The sequence below is a fragment of the Agromyces sp. NPDC055658 genome (genome assembly GCF_053618155.1).
The window spans coordinates 1-19543 of sequence record NZ_JBSHHD010000019.1 but is presented as its reverse complement, the minus strand read 5'-3'; the positions used below and the strand labels follow the sequence as shown (position 1 = coordinate 19543).

Here is a 19543-nt window from a genome sequence, read left to right as displayed (position 1 = left end):
CGGCTGGTTACAGTGGGCACATGGTTGCGCGCAAGGTCTTCGGTATCGTCCTCGCCGGCGGCGAGGGCAAGCGGCTCATGCCACTGACGGAAGACCGGGCGAAACCCGCCGTGCCCTTCGGCGGCCAGTACCGGCTCATCGACTTCGCGCTGTCGAACCTGTTGAACTCCGGCCTTCGCCAGGTCGTCGTGCTGACCCAGTACAAGTCGCACTCGCTCGACCGGCACGTGTCGCAGACGTGGCGGCTCAACGGCCTCCTGAACTCCTACGTCGCGTCGGTGCCGGCGCAGCAGCGTCTGGGCAAGCGCTGGTTCTCGGGATCGGCCGACGCCATCCTGCAGAGCCTCAACCTCATCTACGACGAGCGGCCCGACCTCATCGTCGTCGTCGGCGCCGACCACGTCTACCGCATGGACTTCTCGCAGATGATCGACGCGCACGTCGAGTCTGGGGCCGCCGCCACGGTCGCCGCCATCCGGCAGCCGATCGCGCTCGCGAACCAGTTCGGCGTCATCGAGGTCGATCCCGCCTCCCCCGAGCGCATCAACCGGTTCCTCGAGAAGCCGAACGACCCCGTCGGCCTGCCCGACTCCCCCGGCGAGGTGCTCGCCTCCATGGGCAACTACGTGTTCGACGCGCAGGCCCTCATCGACGCGGTGCTGAGCGACGGCGAGCAGTCCTCGTCGAGCCACGACATGGGCGGCGACATCATCCCCGCCTTCGTCGACCGCGGCGAGGCGGGGGTCTACGACCTGCAGCGCAACGAGGTGCCCGGCTCGACCGATCGCGATCGCTACTACTGGCGCGACGTGGGAACGATCGACTCGTTCTTCGAGGCGCATCAGGACCTCATCTCGGTGCTGCCGGTCTTCAACCTCTACAACCGGGAATGGCCCATCTTCAGCCAGCAGCTCAACTCGCCCCCGGCGAAGTTCACGCGCGATGCGCGGGGTTCGCTCGGCACCGTGATCGACTCGATCGTGTCGCTGGGCTCCGTCATCTCGGGTGCGCACGTCGAACGGAGCGTCCTCGGCCCGTGGGCGATCGTCGGCTCGGGGGCGCACGTCGCCGACTCGATCCTCTTCGATCGCGCACGCATCGAGGCCGGAGCGACGGTGCAGCGCGCCATCCTCGACAAGGAGGTGGTCGTCGAAGCCGGCGCACGCATCGGCGTCGACCGCGCCGAGGACGTCGCGCGGGGCTTCATCGTGACCGACAGCGGCATCACCGTCGTGGGCAAGGGCTCGCGCGTCCGGACGCACGCGTGAGCGCCGCGCAGACAGGCCGCTCCGGCGGCCCGCTCGTCGTGCTCGACGCCGACTCGACGCTCATCCGAGAGGAGGCGATCGAGCTGCTCGCCGAAGCCGCCGGCAGCCTCGAGCACGTCGCCGCCGTGACCGAGCGGGCCATGCGCGGCGAACTCGACTTCGCGGCGAGCCTGCGCGAGCGCGTCGCGACCCTCGCGGGTGTCGAGACCGCCGTGTTCGACGAGGTGCGGACCCGCATGACCCCGACGCCCGGCGTCGAGGCCCTCATCGCCGGCGTGCACGCCGCGGGTGGTCGCGTCGGCGTGGTGTCGGGCGGTTTCCACGAGCTGCTCGACCCCCTCGCCGAACGACTGGGACTCGACTTCTGCCGGGCGAACCGGCTCGCGGTCGTCGACGGCCGGCTCACGGGCGTGGTCGACGGGCCGATCATCGACGCCGAGGCGAAGCGCCTCGCGCTCGAGGAATGGGCCGACCGCAGCGCGATCCCGCTCGGCCGAACGGTCGCCGTGGGCGACGGGGCGAACGACCTCCGCATGCTCGACCGCGCGGCGCTCGGCGTCGCATTCTGCGCGAAGCCGATCGTGAGGGCGCAGGCCGACGTCGCGGTCGACCGACCCGACCTCGCTCAGGTGCTCGCGCTGCTCGGCCTGCGCGGCTGAGCCGCGTCGGCGGGAGCGTCGGACGCGCTCAGTGCCCCATGCCGAGGCCGCCGTCGACGGGGATGACGGCACCCGAGATGTACCCGGCGTCGTCGCCCGCGAGCCAGGCCACGACCCGCGCGACCTCGTCGGGAGACGCGAATCGTCCGAGCGGGATGTTCTTCTTGTACTCCGCCTGCTGCGCCTCGGGCAGCTCATCGGTCATGTCGGTCTCGATGAACCCCGGCGCGACGACGTTCGCGGTGATGTTGCGGGCGCCGAGCTCGCGGGTGAGCGAGCGGGCCATGCCGACCAGGCCGGCCTTCGACGACGAGTAGTTGATCTGGCCGGGCGAGCCGTAGAGCCCGACGACGCTCGAGATGAGCACGATGCGGCCGAACCGCGCCTTCAGCATGCCCTTCGACGCCCGCTTGACGACGCGGAACGCGCCCGTGAGGTTGGTGTCGATGACGCTCGTGAACTCGTCCTCGCTCATGCGCAGGAGGAGGGTGTCGCGGGTGATGCCCGCATTGGCGACGACGACCTCGACGGGGCCGAGCTCGGCCTCGATCTCGGTGAACGCGCGGTCGATCGACTCGGCGTCGGTGACGTCGGCCCGCACGGTGAGCGAGCCCTCGGGCCCCTCGCCGGAGCGGGCGGTGACGGCGACGCGGTGCCCCTGGGCGATGAACTCGCGGGCGATGGCGTAGCCGATGCCCCGGTTGCCACCGGTCACGAGGACGGTGCGGCTCGTCGTCATGCTGGACTCCGTTTCAAGGGTCGATGCGGGGAACTGGCCGTGCGGCCCGTCCCAGCATAGAGTGTCCCGTTCTCGGCATCCGTCGGGCCGCGACGGACGTAGGCTTGAAGCAAGAGGAGCGCCGTCAGATCCCGGCGACCACCATGAAGCAGCAGTCGATCACCTCGCTGCCGCCCTCCCCCGAAGCGGAGCGGCGCGCACGCATGATCAAGTACACGATCGCGATGACGATCCGGGTCGCCTGCATCTTCGCCATGCTCTTCGCGAAGGGATGGTGGCTCGCGGTCTTCGCAGCCGGGGCGATCTTCCTCCCCTACATCGCGGTCGTGCTCGCGAACGCGCAGGGTTCGGGTCGCGCGGGCCGTGCCGTCCGTCCCGATCGCGCCCTGCCCGCCGGGCCGTCCGCGCCCTCACCGGACGAAGGCGACGGAACCCGATGATCGGCGGACTCTCCGGCGCCCCCGACGGCGCCGTCTGCTCCCGCGCCGCGTGCACGACGGCCGCGACGTGGCGCATCGAATGGCGCAACCCCAAGATCCACACGGGCGACCGCAGCAAGACGTGGCTCGCCTGCGACGAGCACGTTGACTACCTGCGCGGGTTCCTCGAGGCCCGCTCGTTCCCGGTCTCCGTCGCCGCCTTCGGTCATGACGAGCGCGGCGCGGATGCCTCGACGGGAGGCCGCTCGTGAACGACTGGCGCTTCCTCCTCAGCGGCCGCTGGGCCGGGTACCTCGTCCTCGTGGTGATCTTCGCGATCGCGTGCTCGGCCCTCGGCACCTGGCAGCTCAACCGCCGCGCCGAGGCGCTCGCCGAGGTCGCCCGCATCGACGCGAACTACGACGCCGACGCCGTTCCCGTCGCCGAGGCGCTCCCCGATCCGGGCGCGTTCGACATCGACCAGCGCTGGCAGGTCGTGTCGCTCGAGGGCGAGTACCTGGCCGCCGACGAGGTCGTGGTGCGGAACCGACCGCTGGGCGGCAACGTGGGCTTCGAGGTCATCACCCCGTTCCGCCTCGACGACGGCACGGTGTTCATGGTCGACCGCGGCTGGATCCCGGAGGCGCCCGACGGACGACCGGGCGATATTCCGGCCGCGCCCTCGGGCGAGGTCGTGGTCGAGGCGCGCCTGAAGGCGGGTGAGGGCACGATCGAGGGCCGAACGTCGACGGGCACCGAGCTCGCGACGATCGATCTCGACGAACTCGCCGCACGGATCGACGCCCCCGCCTACACCGGCGCGTACGGCCTGCTCGTGCAGTCGCCCGACGACGCCGCCGAGCCGCCGCTCGCGGCCCCGCGCCCCGAGCGCGACGAGGGGCCGCACCTGTCGTACGCGCTGCAGTGGTTCGTGTTCGCCCTGCTCGCGTTCATCGGCCTGGGCTGGGCGGCGAACCAGGAGCGCAAGGGCCTCGCCGAGGCATCCACGGGCAGCGGCGGCGACCGCGGTCCGCAGCGCCGCGCACCGCGGCGACCCGAGCGGAAGGCCCGCCGCGACGAGGACGCCGACGTCGAGGACGGGATCCTCGACCGCCGGTAGGGCGCTCCCGGTCGATCGCTGCGGTGCGGCCGCGTGCGCGCGTCAAGCCAGTTCGATGAGCTCCTGGTACTCGGCCGACCAGTGGTCCTCCACGCCGTCGGGCAGGATGAGCACGCGCTCGGGGTTGAGCGCCTCGACGGCGCCCGGGTCGTGCGAGACGAGCACGACGGCGCCCTCGAAGTGCGAGAGCGCGTCGAGGATCTCGTCGCGGCTCGCGGGGTCGAGGTTGTTGGTGGGCTCGTCGAGCAGCAGCACGTTGGCGCCGGACACCACGATCATCGCGAGCGCGAGGCGCGTCTTCTCGCCGCCCGAGAGCACACCGGCCGGCTTGTGCACGTCGTCGCCGGTGAAGAGGAACGAACCGAGCACCTTGCGCGCCTCGGTCTCGGTGAGGTTCGGCGAGGCCGACACCATGTTCTCGAGCACCGTGCGCTTGACGTCGATCGTCTCGTGCTCCTGCGCGAAGTAGCCGATGCGCAGGCCGTGGCCGGGCTCGAGCTGCCCGGTGTCGGGCTGGTCGACGCCGGCGAGGATGCGCAGGAGCGTCGTCTTGCCGGCGCCGTTCAGGCCGATCACGACGACCTTCGAGCCGCGGTCGATCGCGAGGTCGACGGCGGTGAAGATCTCGAGCGAGCCGTAGCTCTTCGACAGGTCCGAGGCCTGCAGCGGCGTTCGACCGCAGGCCGCGGGCGTCGGGAAGCGCAGCTTCGCGACGCGATCGACCTGGCGCACCTCGTCGAGCCCTGCGAGCAGCTTCTCGGCGCGCGCGACCATCTGGTGGGCCGCGGCCGCCTTCGAGGCCTTGGCGCCGAACTTCGCCGCCTGGAGCTTCAGCACGTCGGCCTTCTTCTCGGCGTTGGCGCGCTCCTTCTTGCGGCGCTCCTCGTCGGCGGCGCGCTGGCGCTGGTAGTGCTTCCACCCCATGTTGTAGACGTCGATGACCGATCGGTTGGCGTCGAGGTAGAACACGCGGTTCACGACCTCGCCGACGAGCTCGACATCGTGCGAGATGACGATGACACCGCCCTTGTAGCCCTTGAGGAACTCGCGCAGCCACACGACGGAGTCGGCGTCGAGGTGGTTCGTGGGCTCGTCGAGGATCATCGTGGAGGCGTCGCTGAACAGGATCCGAGCGAGCTCGATACGCCGGCGCTGGCCACCGGACAGGGTCTTCAGGGGCTGGTCGAGGATGCGGTCGGGCAGGTTGAGGTTCGAGGCGATCGACGCGGCCTCCGCCTCGGCGGCGTACCCGCCCAGCGCGTTGAAGCGGTCGGTGAGGTTGCCGTACTTCTTCATCGCCTTCTCGGCCACGACCGGGTCGTCGCTGCCCATGTTCATGGATGCCTCGTGCATGCCGAGCACGAGCGAGCCGAGGCCGCGTGCGTCGAGGATGCGGGTGCGTGCGAGCATCTCGGGATCTCCCGACCGCGGGTCCTGCGGGAGATAGCCGATCTCGCCCGAGCGGTCGATGCGACCGTCGGTGGGCAGGGTCTCACCCGCGAGGGTCTTCGTGAGGGTCGTCTTGCCGGCGCCGTTCCGGCCGACGAGGCCGATCTTGTCGCCGTCGGACACACGGAAAGAGACGTTCTCCATGAGCAGGCGCGCGCCGACGCGGATCTCGAGGTCGTGGACGGCGAGCACGGCGGGCCTCCTGGCGGGGTGGGTTCGATGGTGCCGAGTGGCACAGCCTCCCAGTCTAACCGGCGGCGCGCGGCCGCCTCGCGCGATGTCGGCAGCGTCGGGCAGACTCGCAGCATGACGACGGATGCCTCGCGCGATTCCACGGTCGCGGCGCTGCGCGCGGCCCGGCTCCGGGCGCAGGGGCTCGTGACCCCGTTCGGCTCTCCCGCCGACGCGATCGAGCGGCTCGTCTGCGTGCAGGCGCAAGACCTCGCCGCGGCGAAGTGGGTGCTCGGCGCGCGCGTCCGCGACTCGAGCGAGGCGTCGATCGACGCCGCGATCGAGGGCCGGCTGCTGCTCAGGTCGTGGCCGATGCGCGGCACGCTGCACTTCGTCGACCCGGTGATGCTGCGTCCGATCCTCCGGCTCGCGTCGCCCCGGGTCCGCATGCGCTCGGCGAAGATGGAGCGCGACGAGGGCATCGACGAGCAGGTGCTCGCCACCGTCCGGGGCATCGCGGTCGCGCTGCTCGAGGGCGGGCGCTCCGCGACCCGCGACGAACTGCAGGCCGCCTGGAGCGCTGCCGGTGTCTCGACGACGGGCCAGCGCGGCTATCACCTGATCTGGCTGCTCGCGAGCGAAGGGCTCCTGTGCAACGGCCCGATCGAGACGCGTGCGCGACAGCGCTTCGTGCTCCTCGACGAGTGGTCGCCAGCGGGCGCGTCCGACCTCGGCGACGACGAGGCGCTCGCCCGGCTGTTCGCGGGGTACGCCCGGGGGCACGGTCCCGTCTCGGCTCGCGACTTCGCCTGGTGGACCGGGCTCACGCTCACGCAGGCTCGCGCCGCGGTCGATCTGGCGGGCGGCGCGGTCACCGCATGGGACGACGAGCGATTCGTCGCAGCCGACGCGCCGAGCACGGGCCGTTCCGCGTCGGGGCATCACGTGCTCGCGCCGTTCGACGAGTACTTCCTCGGCTATGGCGATCGCTCCGCCTTCTGCTCCCCCGACGACGCGCTGCGCGTCGTGCCGGGCAAGAACGGGCTGTTCCTGCCGATCCTGGTGCGCGACGGCGAAGTGGTGGGCACGTGGCGCCGCTCCCCCGAGCGGCGTGCCGGCACCACCGTGACGCTCGCACCCTTCCTGGCTGGGTGCGAGCTCGACGGGTTCCGGCCCGCCCTCGATCGCTGGGCGGCGTTCTGGTCGGCCCGGCTCGCCGGGGTCGAGGTGGAGCCGACCGAGGTGGGGCCGACCGCCTGACGGCACGGCGCCGCACACTCGCGCGGGGACGCGTCCCCATGGCGCCGCCGGAACGACGAAGGGTCGGACGCCCGAGGCATCCGACCCTGTCGATCGCGCCGCGCGACCTACTGCTGGAAGTCCGCCTGCAGCTCGAGCGTGATGGTGACCTGGTCGCCGAGCAGCACGCCGCCGGTCTCGAGGGCGGTGTTGTACAGGAGGCCGAAGTCCTCGCGGTTGATGACGGCCTTCGCCGACGCGCCGCCCTTGTAGTTGCCGTAGGGGTCGCCGCCGAAGCCGCCGAACTCGAAGTCGAACGTGACGGGCTTCGTGATGCCGCGGATCGTGAGGTCGCCGTCGACCTTGAAGTCGCCCTTCTCGACGCGCACCCCGGTCGAGACGAAGTCGATCGTCGGGTAGGTCTCGGCCTCGAAGAAGTCGCCGGTGCGCAGGTGGGCGTCGCGGTTGGGCTCGTTCGTCGACACCGACGCGACCTCGGCCGAGGCGGTCACGGACGACTCGAGCGGGTTCTCCGCGGTCACGAAGGTCGCGTCGAAGCGCTCGAACTTGCCCTTGACCTTGCTGATCATGAGGTGGCGGATCTGGAAGCCGACCTCGCTGTGGGCGGTGTCGATCTTCCAGGTGCCAGCGCGATAGCCGGGGATCTCGATCGTCGGGGCGGTGGTCGTCATAGCTCGCTGTTCTCCAGTTCGATATCTCGGGGCCGATCGGCCTCACGTATGCAAACGCATGGATCTGCCGGATCTATTCCCGGAACCGGGGAACTTTCTTCGCGGACTCCCGACCCGCTCGACATTCAGCTCAATTCGCGCCGCAGGGCGAGCACGCGCGTCACGGCGTCGTCGAGCCGCGCCTCGGAGATGCGCCCGGACGCCACGCCGTCCGTGATCGCCCCGACGAGCCCGTCGACCGAGATACCGAACTCGGAGGGATCGGCGGGAAGCACGTAGAGCAGCAGGTCGGCACCGGCCGCCACGGCGCGCACCGCGTTCTCCCCGGGGTCGGCGTACTCGGGGAGCCCGTTGTGCTGCAGCATCAGCATGTCGTCGGTCACCACGACGCCGTCGAACCCGAGCTCGTCGCGGAGGATGCGGTGCCACGCGGGCGAGAGCGACGCCGGCGCCGGGTCGATGGCGGGATACGCGAGGTGTCCCGTCATCACGAGCTCCGCCCCCGCGTCGATCCCGGCGGTGAACGGGAGCGCCGGGCCGGCACGCCACGCGGCGAGGTCGAGCGGCGCGCTCGGAACGCTCGAGTGCGAGTCGCCGGGCGCGGCACCGTGCCCGGGGAAGTGCTTGAGCGTCGTGGCGACGACGCCGCGCTCGCCTCGGACGGCCGCCGCGACGCGATCGGCCGCCGCTTGCGGGTCGGTGCCGAGCACTCGTCCGGCGATGAACGAGTCGGGGTCGTCCGTGACGTCGGCGATGACGCCGAAGTTGACGTTCGCCCCGCCCGCGTCGACGCTCTGCGCGCGAGCCGCGAACGCCGCGGTCGTGTCGGACGACGGTGCAGCGCGGAGGGTGCCGGCACTCGCCGCCGTGTCCCAGTCGAGACGCTGCACCTCGCCGCCCTCCTCGTCGACGGCGATGAGCGGCGGGAGTGCGGGATCGACCGTGAGCGCACCGGTCAGTGCGCGCAGCGACGCCGCGTCGCCCGCGATGTTGTCGCCCATGAGGATGACTCCCGACACCCCCTGGTCGAGATAGGTGCGCAGCGGTCCAGGATCGGTGCCGGGTGCGTGCAGCATCAGGAGTGCGGCCGCCTTCTCGGCCGCGGTCATCGTCGAGACCCGGTCGGAGACCCAGTCCTCGGAGGCGTCGGCCGTCGGCGTGGCCATGGCCGTCGGCGTCGCGGATCCCTCGGTGCCGGCCGTCGCTCGCGTGGGCGCGCTCGCGGGTGCGCACCCGACGAGGAGCGCCGCTGCGACGGCGAGCACGGCGGGCGGGAGAAGGCGGGGGGAACGCACCCGGCGAGTGTACGCTGCGTGTCTGATCGGGCGCCGAGCGGGGGCGTGGGTAGACTCGCGGCCTCGGGAGGGGTGAGTCGATGCGCCGCAGACGCCTGATCGTGCACGCCGCGACCGCGCTGATCCTCGTCGCGGCCATCGGAGCGACGGCGTCGCCCGCTGCGGCTGAAGACTATCCCAGCTGGGACGAGGTCGAGGCGGCGAAGCAGAGCGTCGCGGCCAGGGCGGCCGAGGCGGATCGCATCACGGCCATCGTCGACGGTCTCGAGCAGGAGGCCGGCCGGCTCGGCGACGTCGCCGTGGAGGCCGCCGCGACCGCCGCGACGGCGGAAGCCGAGCACCGCGCGGCCGCCGCTCGGGCCCGGCAACTCCGATCCGACGCGGACGCGGCGGCCGGGACGGCCGACGAGGCCACCGCACGGTTCGCCCATCTGAGTTCGGTGCTCGCGCGCACCGGGGGCGCCGATGTCGCACTCCGGCTCTTCGTCGAGGCGGGCGACGGCGGTGACGTCGGAGATCTCCTGGACGGACTGAGTCGCGGCGCGCAGCTCAGCGACCTCGCAGCGGGACTCGCCGCGCGGGCCGATGCCGCCCAGGCCGAGTCGGCCTCGGTCAGCGCGCAGGCGGATGTCGCCGAGCGCGAACGCGGGCGTCTCGCGGCGGCGGCGGAGACCGCGGCCGATCAGGCGCGCGCCGCTCATGAGGCGGCCGAAGCGCGCGTCGCCGAACAGCGGCAGGCGCTCGACACGCTCTACGCGCAGCTCGCGAGCCTGCGCGACCGCTCGGTCGAGCTCGAACGCCGGTACCGCATCGGCGAGCAGGCGCGTCTCGAAGCCGAGGCCCGCGAACGCGCGGCGGCCGAGGCGGCCGAGAACGCCGCCGACTCCGGCGGCGGATCGGGCGGCGATGCTCCGCCGCCGGGCATGGTCGTCGACCCCGATGCGGCCAAGGCGTACGCGGCGGGCGCCGTCGGTCGCTTCGGATGGGGCTCCGCCCAGTTCGAGTGCCTCGTTCTGCTGTGGACGCGCGAGTCGAGCTGGCGGGCCGATGCGTACAACGCGTCGAGCGGAGCGTACGGGATCCCGCAGTCGCTGCCCGGCAGCAAGATGGCCGCCGCCGGCGCCGACTGGCGCACCAACGCCGCGACGCAGATCGAATGGGGCCTGTCGTACATCTCGGGCCGCTACGGCGCCCCGTGCGGTGCGTGGGCGCACTCCGAGCAGTTCAATTGGTATTGATGGATTCCGACGACCTCCTCTTCCGCCGACATGCCGCCGAGGGTGTGCTCCTCCTCGGCGGCGGCGCGGCCATCCTGCTGCAGCTCGCCGACCCCCGTGTGGCGCACGGCGTGGCACGGCACAGCGACTTCGCGCATCGGCCGCTCGACCGGCTGTTCGGCACGCTCGACTACGTCTACGCGATCGGGTTCGGCGACGACGCGATCGTGCGCGAGGCCGTGCGGCGGGTGAACCGACGCCATGGCCCCGTGCGCAACGGCGGGGGCGCGGAATCCCCCGCCTACAGCGCCTTCGACGCCGATGCCCAGCGCTGGGTGGCGTCGACGATCCTCGCGACGGCCCTCACCCTCCAGGAACGTCTCTGGGGTCCGCTCGACCCGCACGTCGCCGACGTCGTGGTGCGAGGCTACGGCGAACTCGGCATCGGCCTGCAGGCCGGCCGCGCGGGATGGCCCTCGACCCGGACCGGGTTCGATGCCTGGTGGAGCGGCCGCCTGGCGACGGTCGAGGTCGGTGACGAGGCACGCCGCATCGCACGCACCCTCCTCACCGCTTCGCCGGCGCTGCCACCCGGCTCGCGGTTCCTCCTGCCGTTCGTCAGGCTGATCACCGCGGCGCTGCTGCCGCCCTCGGTGCGAGACGCGTACGGCTTCCGCTGGACGCCGCGCGCCGAGCGCGTGAGCCACGCCTGGCTGCGCGCCGTCGCGATGGCCTGGCCCCACCTGCCGGCGAGCATCAGGCACGCCCCGATGCGGGCCTCGCTCACGCGCGCGAGCCGCGCGAACCGGTACGCTGGGCGGTGAGGCAGAGGACGACGATGACCCCGCAGGCACCGCACCGCAACGATGCGCTCGACAGCATCGATCGCCGAATCGTGGCCGAACTCAGCCGCGACGGACGGCTCTCCGTGCGCACGCTCGCCGACCGCGTGCACATCTCGCGCACGGCCGCCCACAACCGCCTGCAGCAGCTGCAGCAGCGTGGCGTCATCACGGGCTTCGGGGCGCAGATCGACCGCCGCTCGATCGGGCTCCACATCTCGGCGCTCGTCGTCGTGCGCATCGGCGAGGTGTCCTGGGAGGAGATCGCGGCGAAGCTCGCGACGCTCCCCTTCGTCGAGAAGGTGCAGGCGGTCTCGGGCGACATCGACATCATCCTCACGGTGAGCGCGCCCGATCACGAGCAGCTGAGCCAGGCGATCCTGCGCGACATCCACGACATGCCCGGTGTCGTGTCGACGCGCAGCCATCTCATCCTCGAGGAGATCGACGGGCGACCACCCGCGCAGACCCTGGACATCTGGCGCACCTGACCGCACCGGTCGCGGACGATCGGCACGCATTCGGATCGTCGCAAGCCGTTCGTTCACGCTTGCGTGACACGCCCGCCGACGCGGGCGAGCATGTCGCACGATGGGCACATGAGCCTCAATGTCGAGCACCTCCCGACGCGCACCCTTCCCGCCGAGAAGCCGCTCCGGCTCCTCGACAACGCCGGCCACGCGGTGTCCGGCGAGTCCACCGGCGGGTTCTCGCTGCCCGACGTCGAGACCCTCCTCGACCTCTACCGCAAGATGGTCGTCGCACGACGCTTCGACGTGCAGGTCACGGCACTCACCAAGCAGGGTCGGCTCGCGACCTACCCCTCGGCGTTCGGCCAGGAGGGTTGCGAGATCGGCGCCGTCGCGTCCCTCGACGCCGTCGACTGGCTCTTCCCGACCTATCGCGACAGCATCGCACTCCTCACTCGCGGCATCGCGCCCGGCGAGATCCTGCAGTCGTTCCGGGGCGACTGGCACAACGGCTACGACCAGCATGCGTACCGCACGGCCGCGCAGGCGACGCCGCTCGCGACCCAGGCGCTGCACGCGGTCGGGCTCGCGCACGCCGCCCGCCTTCGCCACGACCCGATCGTCGCGCTCACCTTCATCGGCGACGGCGCGACGAGCGAGGGCGACACGCACGAGGCCTTCAACTTCGCCGCGGTCTGGCAGACCCCGACCGTCTTCGTCGTGCAGAACAACCAGTACGCCATCAGCGTGCCGCTCGCGCGCCAGACGCGCGCGGCGACCCTCGCCGACAAGGCCGTCGGCTACGGCATGCCCGGGTTCCACGTCGACGGCAACGACGTGGCCGCGATGTACGCGGTCACGACGGCCGCGGTCGGACGGGCGAGGGCCGGCGGCGGCCCGACGCTCGTCGAGGGCGTCACGTACCGCATCGAATCGCACACGAACTCCGACGACCCGACCCGCTACCGCTCCTCGCGCGAGGTCGAGCACTGGAAGCGGCGCGACCCGATCGAGCGGCTCGAGAAGTACCTGGTCTCCGAGGGCGCCCTCACCGAGAGCCTGCGCGCCGACATCACGGACGCCGCCGAAGATCTCGCGGCCGCGACGCGCGAGGTCATGACCGTCGAGGCCGAGCTCGACCCGCTCGAGCTGTTCGATCACGTCTACTCGCGGCCGCGTGCCGCCCTCGCCGAGCAGCGCGCCTTCCTCGAGGCCGAGCTCGCCGAGGCCGCGCAGGAGGCCGGCCGATGACCGCCACCGCGACCGCAGGCGCCCGCGCCGAGGCATCCCCGACCGAACTGACGATGGCGGGGGCGCTGGGCGCCGCACTGCGCGACGCGATGGCCGCCGACGACCGCGTCGTCGTCTACGGCGAGGACGTCGGCCCGCTCGGCGGCGTGTTCCGGGTGACCGACGGCCTGCAGGCGCAGTTCGGCGAAGACCGCATCTGGGACTCGCCGCTCGCCGAGTCGGGCATCATCGGCACCGCCGTCGGCATGGCGATGTACGGCCTGCGCCCGGTCGTCGAGATGCAGTTCGACGCGTTCAGCTACCCCGCGTTCGAGCAGATGGTCTCGCACGTCGCCAAGATGCGCAACCGCACCAAGGGCCGCGTCACGCTGCCGATGGTCGTGCGGATCCCGTGCGCCGGCGCGATCGGCGGCGTCGAGCACCACTCCGACTCCTCCGAGTCGTACTGGGCGTCGACACCGGGCCTCACGGTCGTCATGCCCTCGAACCCCGCCGACGCCTACTCGATGCTGCGCGAGGCGATCGACAGCGACGACCCCGTGGTGTTCATGGAACCGAAGAGCCGGTACTGGGCGAGGGCCCCGCTCGCACTGCCGGTGACGACGGCGCCCATGGATCGTGCCGTCGTCGTGCGCGAGGGCACCGACGTCACGCTCCTCGCTTACGGGCCGACCGTCCGCACCGCGCTCGAGGCCGCCGACGCGGCGATCGACGAAGGGCTCTCGATCGAGGTCGTCGACCTGCGGAGCCTCTCCCCCTTCGACGACGAGACGGTCGGCGCGTCGGTGCGCAAGACGTCGCGCGCCGCCGTCATCCACGAGGCCGCCCAGTTCGGCGGCTACGGAGCGGAGGTCGCAGCCCGGGTGACCGAGCGCAACTTCCACCATCTCGCAGCGCCGATCCTGCGCATCGCGGGTTTCGACATCCCGTACCCGTCGCCGAAGCTCGAGGAGCACCACCTGCCGACGGCCGACCGCGTGCTCGCAGCACTCGACACCTGGGAGTGGGACGCATGACCCGCGAGTTCATCCTGCCCGACCTGGGCGAGGGCCTCACCGAAGCCGAGATCGTCGCCTGGCTCGTCGCGCCCGGCGACGAGGTCGCGATCGACCAGCCCGTCGTCGAACTCGAGTCGGCGAAGTCGGTCGTGCAGCTGCCGACGCCCTTCGCCGGCGTCGTCGAGTCGCTCGGCGGCGAGGTCGGCGAGACGTTGCACGCCGGCGCGGTGCTGCTGACGCTCGGTGCCGCGACCGCGGCGACCGCGGCGACCGCCGGGGATGACTCGACCACGGCGGCCTCGGCGGCCGACGTCGCCTCGCCGGGTGCGGTTCCGGTGGCCGCCGAACCGGGCGTCGCCGCTCCGACCGATGTCGCGACCGAGGAATCGGGCGCCGTGCTGATCGGCTACGGGACCCGCACGAGCGGCGCGACCAAGCGCGCGGCCTCCGCGCCCGCACGATTCGGCCGTCGCCGCAGCGGCGGCGCTGGCGGCGGAGCCTCGACCGGCGCCGGTGCGAACGCGCCGACGATGCTCGACCCCGCGCGACGCTCCCCCGTCGTCTCCCCCATCGTGCGCCGTCTCGCACGTCAGCACGGGTTCGACGCGAGCCGGCTGACCGGCACTGGCCCCGACCACCTCGTCATGCGGCGCGACGTCGAGGCGTACATCGGCGAGCAGCAGGCGCAACGCCCCGGAGCCGACACTGCGCCGACTCGCGTCGGGGCATCCGCACCCGACGCCGCCCCGGCCCCCACCACGGCGGCCGGCGACGAGCGGCTGCCGCTCGACCGCGTCGCGCGGGCCGCCGCCTCGCACTTCTCGCGCTCCCGCCGCGAGATCCCCGAGGCGACCGTCTGGATGGACGTCGACGCGACCGCGCTCGTCGAGGCCCGGCGTCACCTGAACGAGGCGACCGGTGAACGCTTCGGCACCACGGCGCTCGTCGCGCGCTTCGTGGTGGCCGGGCTGCGCCGTCACCCCCGGCTCAACTCGAGCTACGACGCCGAACGCGGCGAGCTCGTGCTGCACGGCGCCGTCAACCTCGGACTCGCCGCGCAGACGCCACGTGGGCTGATGGTGCCCGTCGTGCACGACGCCGAGCGCATGACCCTGCGCGAACTGCGCGACGCGATCGGCGTGCAGACCGAGGCGGCGACGACGGGCGCGTTCGCCCCGAACGCCCTCACGGGGGGAACGTTCACGCTGAACAACTACGGCACCCTCGGGGTCGACGGTTCGGCTGCGATCATCAACCACCCCGAGGCGGCGATGCTCGGCATCGGGCGCCTCGTGGAGCGCCCCTGGGTGGTCGACGGCGCGTTGGCCGTGCGGACGGTGACGGAACTCACGCTGTCGTTCGACCATCGGGTGTGCGACGGCGCCGAGGCTGCGGCGTTCCTGACGTTCGTGGCGCGCTGCATCGAGCACCCGATCTCGGTGCTCGCCGAGCTCTGAGGCGGGCGGGCCCCGTCGATCGGCCGATCAGAAGAACTCGTCGGGCGTGCCCGCGGCGCGCTCGACATCGCGGGTGTCGACACCCGCGGCGCGCAGCTTGGCGACCGACACCCGGAGGCCCGACTCCATCTGCGCCGCCCAGGCGTCGGACTCGCGGGCGCTCGTCTCTGCGGCGCGGGCGCGCGCGTCGGCCGACTCGGCCGCGTCGCGCGCGTCGCGCACCTGGCGCAGCGCGAGCGAGATGCCGTAGTAGGCGGCCACCATGGTCGCGATCGGCGCCGCGACGATCGCGAGCGCGCTGATCGCACCGGCCGACGGGCCGAAGGCGACGACGAACGCGAACGCGATGAACAGCACGACGATCGCGACGAGCACGACGAGCATGAATCGCAGGTCGCGGCCCCAGGGACGGACGTCGTTCGACGGGGCGGGCGGCATCGCAACGGTGTCGTCGGTCGACTCGGGTGCCGGTGCGAAATCGGGCACCGTCGGCTGGTCGTCGCGGCTCGGACGGGCGTACGCGTCTGACATTCGGACTCCGCTCCTACGTTCTGATCGACCCCCCAATTCTGGGCCGCCCCTGTCGGGGGGTCAAGGAACCGCGCCGGGCGCGGGCGGATGCCTCAGGCGGCGCGCCGCCTGGCGAGGCCGCGTTCGATCGTGGCGATGATCGCCGGGTCGTCGGGCTCGGTGGTCGGCCGGAAGCGGTGCACCTCGCCATCGGGGAGGATGACGAACTTCTCGAAGTTCCACTTCACGCGGCCGGCCTTGCCGCGGGCATCCTGCACCTTCGTCAGCTCCTCGTAGAGCGGGTGACGGTGACGGCCGTTGACCTTGGTCTTCTCCATGAGCGGGAAGCTCACGCCGTACGTCATCGAGCAGAACTCCTTGATGTCGTCGGCCTCGCCGGGCTCCTGCCCGGCGAACTGGTTGCACGGGAAGCCGATGACGGTGAAGCCCTGGTCTTCGTACTCGCGCTGCAGGGCTTCGAGCTTCTCGTACTGCGGGGTGAGCCCGCAGCGCGACGCGACGTTCACCACCATGACGACCTCGTCGGCGTGGTCGGCGAGCGAGGCGGGCTCGCCGTCGATGGTCGTGAGCGGGATGTCTCGGATCTGCACGCCTTCGAGCCTACGCCGCCGCGCGCTCGGTGTGGGCGGGTGCCGCTACGATCGCAACGCCCTACCGGAAGGATCCGACCCGATGCACCGCGCCCCGATCGCCGTTCATGCCTCCTCCGACGGCGGCCGGCGATGATGGGGGTCAGTCATGCGGTGAGCGGAGCGGCCGCCTGGATCGCCGTGACCGGCACCGTGCCGTACCTCTCGAGCGGTGCCCTTCCGCTCGACCCGGTCGCCGTGCTCGCAGGCTCACTGGTCTGCGCCGGAGCGGCCCTCCTCCCCGACGCCGATCATCACAGCGCGACCATCGCGCAGTCGGTGCCGGTGCTCGGCCGGTTGACCGCCCGCACCGTCGAGGCCGTCTCCGGCGGGCACCGGCACGGGGCTCACTCACTCCTTGGCGCATTCGTGGTCACGGGCGCGGCGTGGGCGCTCACCTTCGCGACCGTGGAGGTCGACGGAGTGGGTCCGCTCTCGATCGGCGTCGCCGCAGGCGTCGCCGCGCTCACGTGCTTCGGCGTCAAGGCGCGCGACTTCGTCGATTCGTGGTTCACCGCATGGATCGCGGGTCTCGCGCTCGCACTCGTGCTCATCGTCGTGGCGCCGGGCGGACTCGCCTGGTTCCCGCTCGCGGTCGCGCTCGGGTTCGTCGCCCACCTCGCCGGCGATGCGCTCACGACGGGCGGCCTGCCCGGTCTTCTCTGGCCGTGGATGCCGCGGCCGCCGTCCTTCGTGCGTGCCGTGCCGCTCGTGAACCGCGTCTGGCTGCCGAACGGGTTCGTCGCGCTGCCTTTGCTCGGCGACACCGGGTCGTGGCGAGAGAAGGCCCTCGGCGGGCTGCTGGCGCTCTATTGCACGGTCGCGGTCGCCGCTGAGGTGCTGCGCGCGATCGGCATCGAACTCGGGGCGTGACCTCTCGCGTCCGCCGGAGTCCCGCGCGGCCGCGGCCATGCGGCCATGCGGCCGCGGCAGACTACCGGCGGCGGCTGCGCTGCCCCGGGCGCCGCCAGCGGCGCGCGCGCTGCTCGGATGGGCTTCTACTGGCTGTTCGGGTATTCGGCGAGGTCCCGGTGCTCCTGAACGCCGGTCTCAACAACCACGGATCAAACTCAGCACGTACGACGTTGCATTGCGGGTGACTAGCGAGAGACGTTCAGGGGCCACGGGGCTCGCGAACGAGCGACGACCAACTCGCTCGTGGATTGGTTTGGGCGGCGTCGTGCCAATTGCCTGTAGTCAACAAAGCGCCGACTGAGGCCTGTCCGCTGGGAGGGCCAGGCAACGTCGTTCATCGTTCGAACACGACCTCGCCCCCGACGACGGCCAAGGCGGTCTGCAGCGACACGATCGCTTCAGCGGGCAGCTCGAACGGGTCGCCCGTCGCGACCGCGAGATCGGCCCGCTCGCCGACCCGGACCCGACCCGGACGCCCGAGCACGAGCTCGGTCGACCCCGACGTGTAGGCCGCGAACGCCTGCTCGAGCGTGAGCGCCTGGTGCTCGGCGTCGAGCGTCGGCGGCACGGCCCCCTCGGGGAGCGGCGGCAGCGGGACCCCGGGAGGCGGCGGCGCCCAGCGGTTCATGACGACGTGGATCGCGAGCCACGGATCGGGCGGTGACACCGGCCAGTCGGAGCCCATCGCGAGCTCGGCCCCGCCGTCGGCCATCGCGCGGAACGGGTAACCGGCGAGCATCCGCTCCTCGCCGATCATCGGCACGACGTACGGGTCGGGAGCGGCCCACAGGCCCTGGATGTTCGCGGTGATGCCGAGCGGGCCGAATCGCGCGGCGTCCTCGGGCCGGACCATCGACAGGTGCGCGATGTGGTGGCGGGGCGCCGCCCACCCCGCGCCGTCAGCGCGTGCCGCCTCCCGTGCCGCCTCGATCGCGTCGAGCGCGACCCGGATGCCGCGGTCGCCCATGATGTGCAGGTGCAGCGCGAAGCCTGCCGCGTCGAGCTGGGCGACGAACGCCCGGATCACGTCCTCGTCGAAGTGCAGCTCACCGGCGAACCCGTCGCCGTGGTTGCAGTAGGGCTCGAGCAGCGCTGCCGTCTCGCCGTGTGGCACACCGTCGATCATCGCCTTCGCCGTCGAGGTGGAGAATCCCGCGAGAGCGTTGCGCGTACGCAGCTCGACGAACCGGGCCACGAGCGCCGGCACCTCGTGGAGCTGCAGCCCGGGCGCGATCCAGAGCGCCCCCGAAACCGAACTCCGCAGCTCGCCCGAGGCGATGCCGCGCAGGTACGCGGGCGTGCAGTCGGCCTTGCCGTTGTACTCGCCGAGGATCGCCTCGTGCCAGCCCGTCACGCCGATCGACCACAGGTACTCCTGCGCGTTCAGCAGGCCGGCGAGCACCTCGTCCTCGGTGGCCGGCGGGATCACCCGTCCGACCAACTCGGCCGCGGTCTCGTTGAGGTACCCGGTCGGGTCGCCGTCGGCGTCGAGGTGGATGTGCCCGTTGTGCGGCTGCGGGGTGTCGCGATCGACGCCCGCGAGCTCGAGCGCCCGCGAGTTGACCCACAGCGTGTGGTGCCCGGCGTCGCTCAGCGCGACGGGGCGGTCGGGCACGATCGCGTCGAGCACCTGCCTGGTGGGCGCCGGGAACAGCTCGTGGCTCCACCCGCCACCCGTGAGCCATCCGGCGTCGCTGCGCTCGGCGCCGGCGCGAATCAGCTCGAGCGTCTCCTCGACGCTCTGCGCCGGCGTGAGGTCGAGGCTCAGCCGTTCGACACCCGCGAACGCCGCGTGCACGTGCGCGTCCACGAACCCAGGGTGGATGACGCCGCCTGCGGCGTCGACGATGCGTGTCGCGTCACCGCGGAGCGCGAGCACGTCGGCATCGGCACCGACGCGCACGATTCGGTCGCCCGCGACGGCGACCGCGGTGTGCACGGTGCGCACGCGCCCGTCGAAGACGCGCCCGTTCACGATGACGAGGTCGGCGGGTTCGGTCATGTCGGTCTCGATTCTCTGCATCAAGCTCGGGGTTCGGGATCCCTCGGGCGAGGCATCCGGTCGGGTGACGCCGCCTCAGACGAGGCGGAACACGCGGATGATGACGAAGCCCGGCTCGGCCCGGGCGTACCCGACGAACTGGGACTCGGTGAGCCACTGCAGCTCGGGGTGGTCGGTGCG

20 protein-coding genes are annotated in these 19543 nt (G+C 72.0%); 13 read left to right on the top strand and 7 right to left on the bottom strand.

The window, feature by feature from the left end; genetic code table 11:
* Nucleotides 1-20: 20 nt before the first annotated feature.
* Nucleotides 21-1268 (top strand): glucose-1-phosphate adenylyltransferase, encoded by a 1248-nt coding sequence (glgC, locus tag ACWGPE_RS10650; protein WP_231431007.1) that lies wholly within the window; start codon nt 21-23, stop codon nt 1266-1268.
* Nucleotides 1265-1927: a phosphoserine phosphatase SerB gene (serB, locus tag ACWGPE_RS10645; RefSeq protein WP_231431006.1), complete on the top strand. Its 663-nt coding sequence runs from the start codon at nt 1265-1267 to the stop codon at nt 1925-1927. The genes glgC and serB overlap by 4 nt, the downstream gene beginning before the upstream one ends.
* Nucleotides 1928-1955: 28 nt before the next feature.
* Here serB and ACWGPE_RS10640 read toward each other — a convergent pair whose 3' ends face one another.
* Nucleotides 1956-2666: a beta-ketoacyl-ACP reductase gene (locus ACWGPE_RS10640; protein ID WP_231431005.1), complete on the bottom strand. Its 711-nt coding sequence runs from the start codon at nt 2664-2666 to the stop codon at nt 1956-1958.
* 104 nt (nt 2667-2770) lie between these two features.
* On the opposite strand from ACWGPE_RS10640, the gene ACWGPE_RS10635 reads away from it, so the two are divergent.
* From ACWGPE_RS10635 to ACWGPE_RS10625, 3 genes are read left to right on the top strand one after another with little or no spacing between them, the layout of a single operon-like run.
* Entirely contained in the window at nt 2771-3106 is a 336-nt protein-coding gene (locus tag ACWGPE_RS10635) for a DUF3099 domain-containing protein (RefSeq protein WP_231431004.1), read from the top strand.
* Nucleotides 3103-3357 carry a hypothetical protein gene (locus tag ACWGPE_RS10630; protein WP_231431003.1) on the top strand — a complete coding sequence of 85 codons (255 nt, stop codon included), beginning with the start codon at nt 3103-3105 and terminating at the stop codon, nt 3355-3357. The genes ACWGPE_RS10635 and ACWGPE_RS10630 overlap by 4 nt, the downstream gene beginning before the upstream one ends.
* On the top strand, nt 3354-4205 hold the full coding sequence (locus tag ACWGPE_RS10625) for an SURF1 family cytochrome oxidase biogenesis protein (protein WP_452048674.1): 852 nt from the start codon (nt 3354-3356) through the stop codon (nt 4203-4205). The genes ACWGPE_RS10630 and ACWGPE_RS10625 overlap by 4 nt, the downstream gene beginning before the upstream one ends.
* A gap of 42 nt (nt 4206-4247) precedes the next feature.
* Here the strand turns inward: ACWGPE_RS10625 and ACWGPE_RS10620 are convergent, their stop codons facing one another.
* Nucleotides 4248-5846, bottom strand: a complete 1599-nt coding sequence (locus ACWGPE_RS10620; protein WP_231431001.1) for an ABC-F family ATP-binding cassette domain-containing protein — start codon at nt 5844-5846, stop codon at nt 4248-4250.
* 114 nt (nt 5847-5960) lie between these two features.
* On the opposite strand from ACWGPE_RS10620, the gene ACWGPE_RS10615 reads away from it, so the two are divergent.
* Complete coding sequence (locus tag ACWGPE_RS10615) at nt 5961-7085, top strand: winged helix DNA-binding domain-containing protein (protein WP_452048673.1); 1125 nt, start codon at nt 5961-5963, stop codon at nt 7083-7085.
* Nucleotides 7086-7192: 107 nt separating this feature from the next.
* On the opposite strand, the gene ACWGPE_RS10610 is transcribed toward ACWGPE_RS10615, so the two are convergent.
* Entirely contained in the window at nt 7193-7756 is a 564-nt protein-coding gene (locus ACWGPE_RS10610) for a YceI family protein (protein ID WP_231430999.1), read from the bottom strand.
* 125 nt (nt 7757-7881) lie between these two features.
* Nucleotides 7882-9051 carry a glycoside hydrolase family 3 N-terminal domain-containing protein gene (locus tag ACWGPE_RS10605; RefSeq protein ID WP_452048672.1) on the bottom strand — a complete coding sequence of 390 codons (1170 nt, stop codon included), beginning with the start codon at nt 9049-9051 and terminating at the stop codon, nt 7882-7884.
* Between the two features lie 80 nt (nt 9052-9131).
* Between ACWGPE_RS10605 and ACWGPE_RS10600 the strand changes: the two genes are divergently transcribed.
* From ACWGPE_RS10600 to ACWGPE_RS10575, 6 genes are all read left to right on the top strand, one after another.
* Nucleotides 9132-10289: an aggregation-promoting factor C-terminal-like domain-containing protein gene (locus ACWGPE_RS10600; protein ID WP_275505793.1), complete on the top strand. Its 1158-nt coding sequence runs from the start codon at nt 9132-9134 to the stop codon at nt 10287-10289.
* The gene (locus tag ACWGPE_RS10595) at nt 10289-11092 is read left to right on the top strand and encodes an oxygenase MpaB family protein (protein WP_452048671.1); all 804 of its coding nucleotides are present in this window, start codon (nt 10289-10291) and stop codon (nt 11090-11092) included. Before ACWGPE_RS10600 ends, ACWGPE_RS10595 begins: the two co-directional genes overlap by 1 nt.
* A gap of 14 nt (nt 11093-11106) precedes the next feature.
* Nucleotides 11107-11601 carry an Lrp/AsnC family transcriptional regulator gene (locus ACWGPE_RS10590; RefSeq protein ID WP_275505792.1) on the top strand — a complete coding sequence of 165 codons (495 nt, stop codon included), beginning with the start codon at nt 11107-11109 and terminating at the stop codon, nt 11599-11601.
* 108 nt (nt 11602-11709) lie between these two features.
* On the top strand, nt 11710-12831 hold the full coding sequence (gene pdhA, locus ACWGPE_RS10585) for a pyruvate dehydrogenase (acetyl-transferring) E1 component subunit alpha (protein WP_452048670.1): 1122 nt from the start codon (nt 11710-11712) through the stop codon (nt 12829-12831).
* Entirely contained in the window at nt 12828-13847 is a 1020-nt protein-coding gene (locus ACWGPE_RS10580) for an alpha-ketoacid dehydrogenase subunit beta (RefSeq protein ID WP_231430993.1), read from the top strand. Before pdhA ends, ACWGPE_RS10580 begins: the two co-directional genes overlap by 4 nt.
* Nucleotides 13844-15286, top strand: coding sequence for a dihydrolipoamide acetyltransferase family protein (locus ACWGPE_RS10575; protein ID WP_452048669.1), 1443 nt, complete (start codon nt 13844-13846; stop codon nt 15284-15286). The genes ACWGPE_RS10580 and ACWGPE_RS10575 overlap by 4 nt, the downstream gene beginning before the upstream one ends.
* Before the next feature lie 27 nt (nt 15287-15313).
* Here the strand turns inward: ACWGPE_RS10575 and ACWGPE_RS10570 are convergent, their stop codons facing one another.
* Both ACWGPE_RS10570 and ACWGPE_RS10565 read right to left on the bottom strand, forming a co-directional pair.
* Nucleotides 15314-15817, bottom strand: coding sequence for a hypothetical protein (locus ACWGPE_RS10570; protein WP_231430991.1), 504 nt, complete (start codon nt 15815-15817; stop codon nt 15314-15316).
* 92 nt (nt 15818-15909) lie between these two features.
* Entirely contained in the window at nt 15910-16407 is a 498-nt protein-coding gene (locus ACWGPE_RS10565) for a glutathione peroxidase (RefSeq protein WP_275505787.1), read from the bottom strand.
* Nucleotides 16408-16539: 132 nt separating this feature from the next.
* Here ACWGPE_RS10565 and ACWGPE_RS10560 point away from each other — a divergent pair, with 132 nt between their 5' ends.
* On the top strand, nt 16540-17319 hold the full coding sequence (locus tag ACWGPE_RS10560) for a metal-dependent hydrolase (RefSeq protein WP_308191648.1): 780 nt from the start codon (nt 16540-16542) through the stop codon (nt 17317-17319).
* Nucleotides 17320-17695: 376 nt separating this feature from the next.
* On the opposite strand, the gene ACWGPE_RS10555 is transcribed toward ACWGPE_RS10560, so the two are convergent.
* The gene (locus ACWGPE_RS10555; protein ID WP_231430989.1) at nt 17696-19363 is read right to left on the bottom strand and encodes an amidohydrolase; all 1668 of its coding nucleotides are present in this window, start codon (nt 19361-19363) and stop codon (nt 17696-17698) included.
* Between the last annotated feature and the right edge of the window lie 180 nt (nt 19364-19543).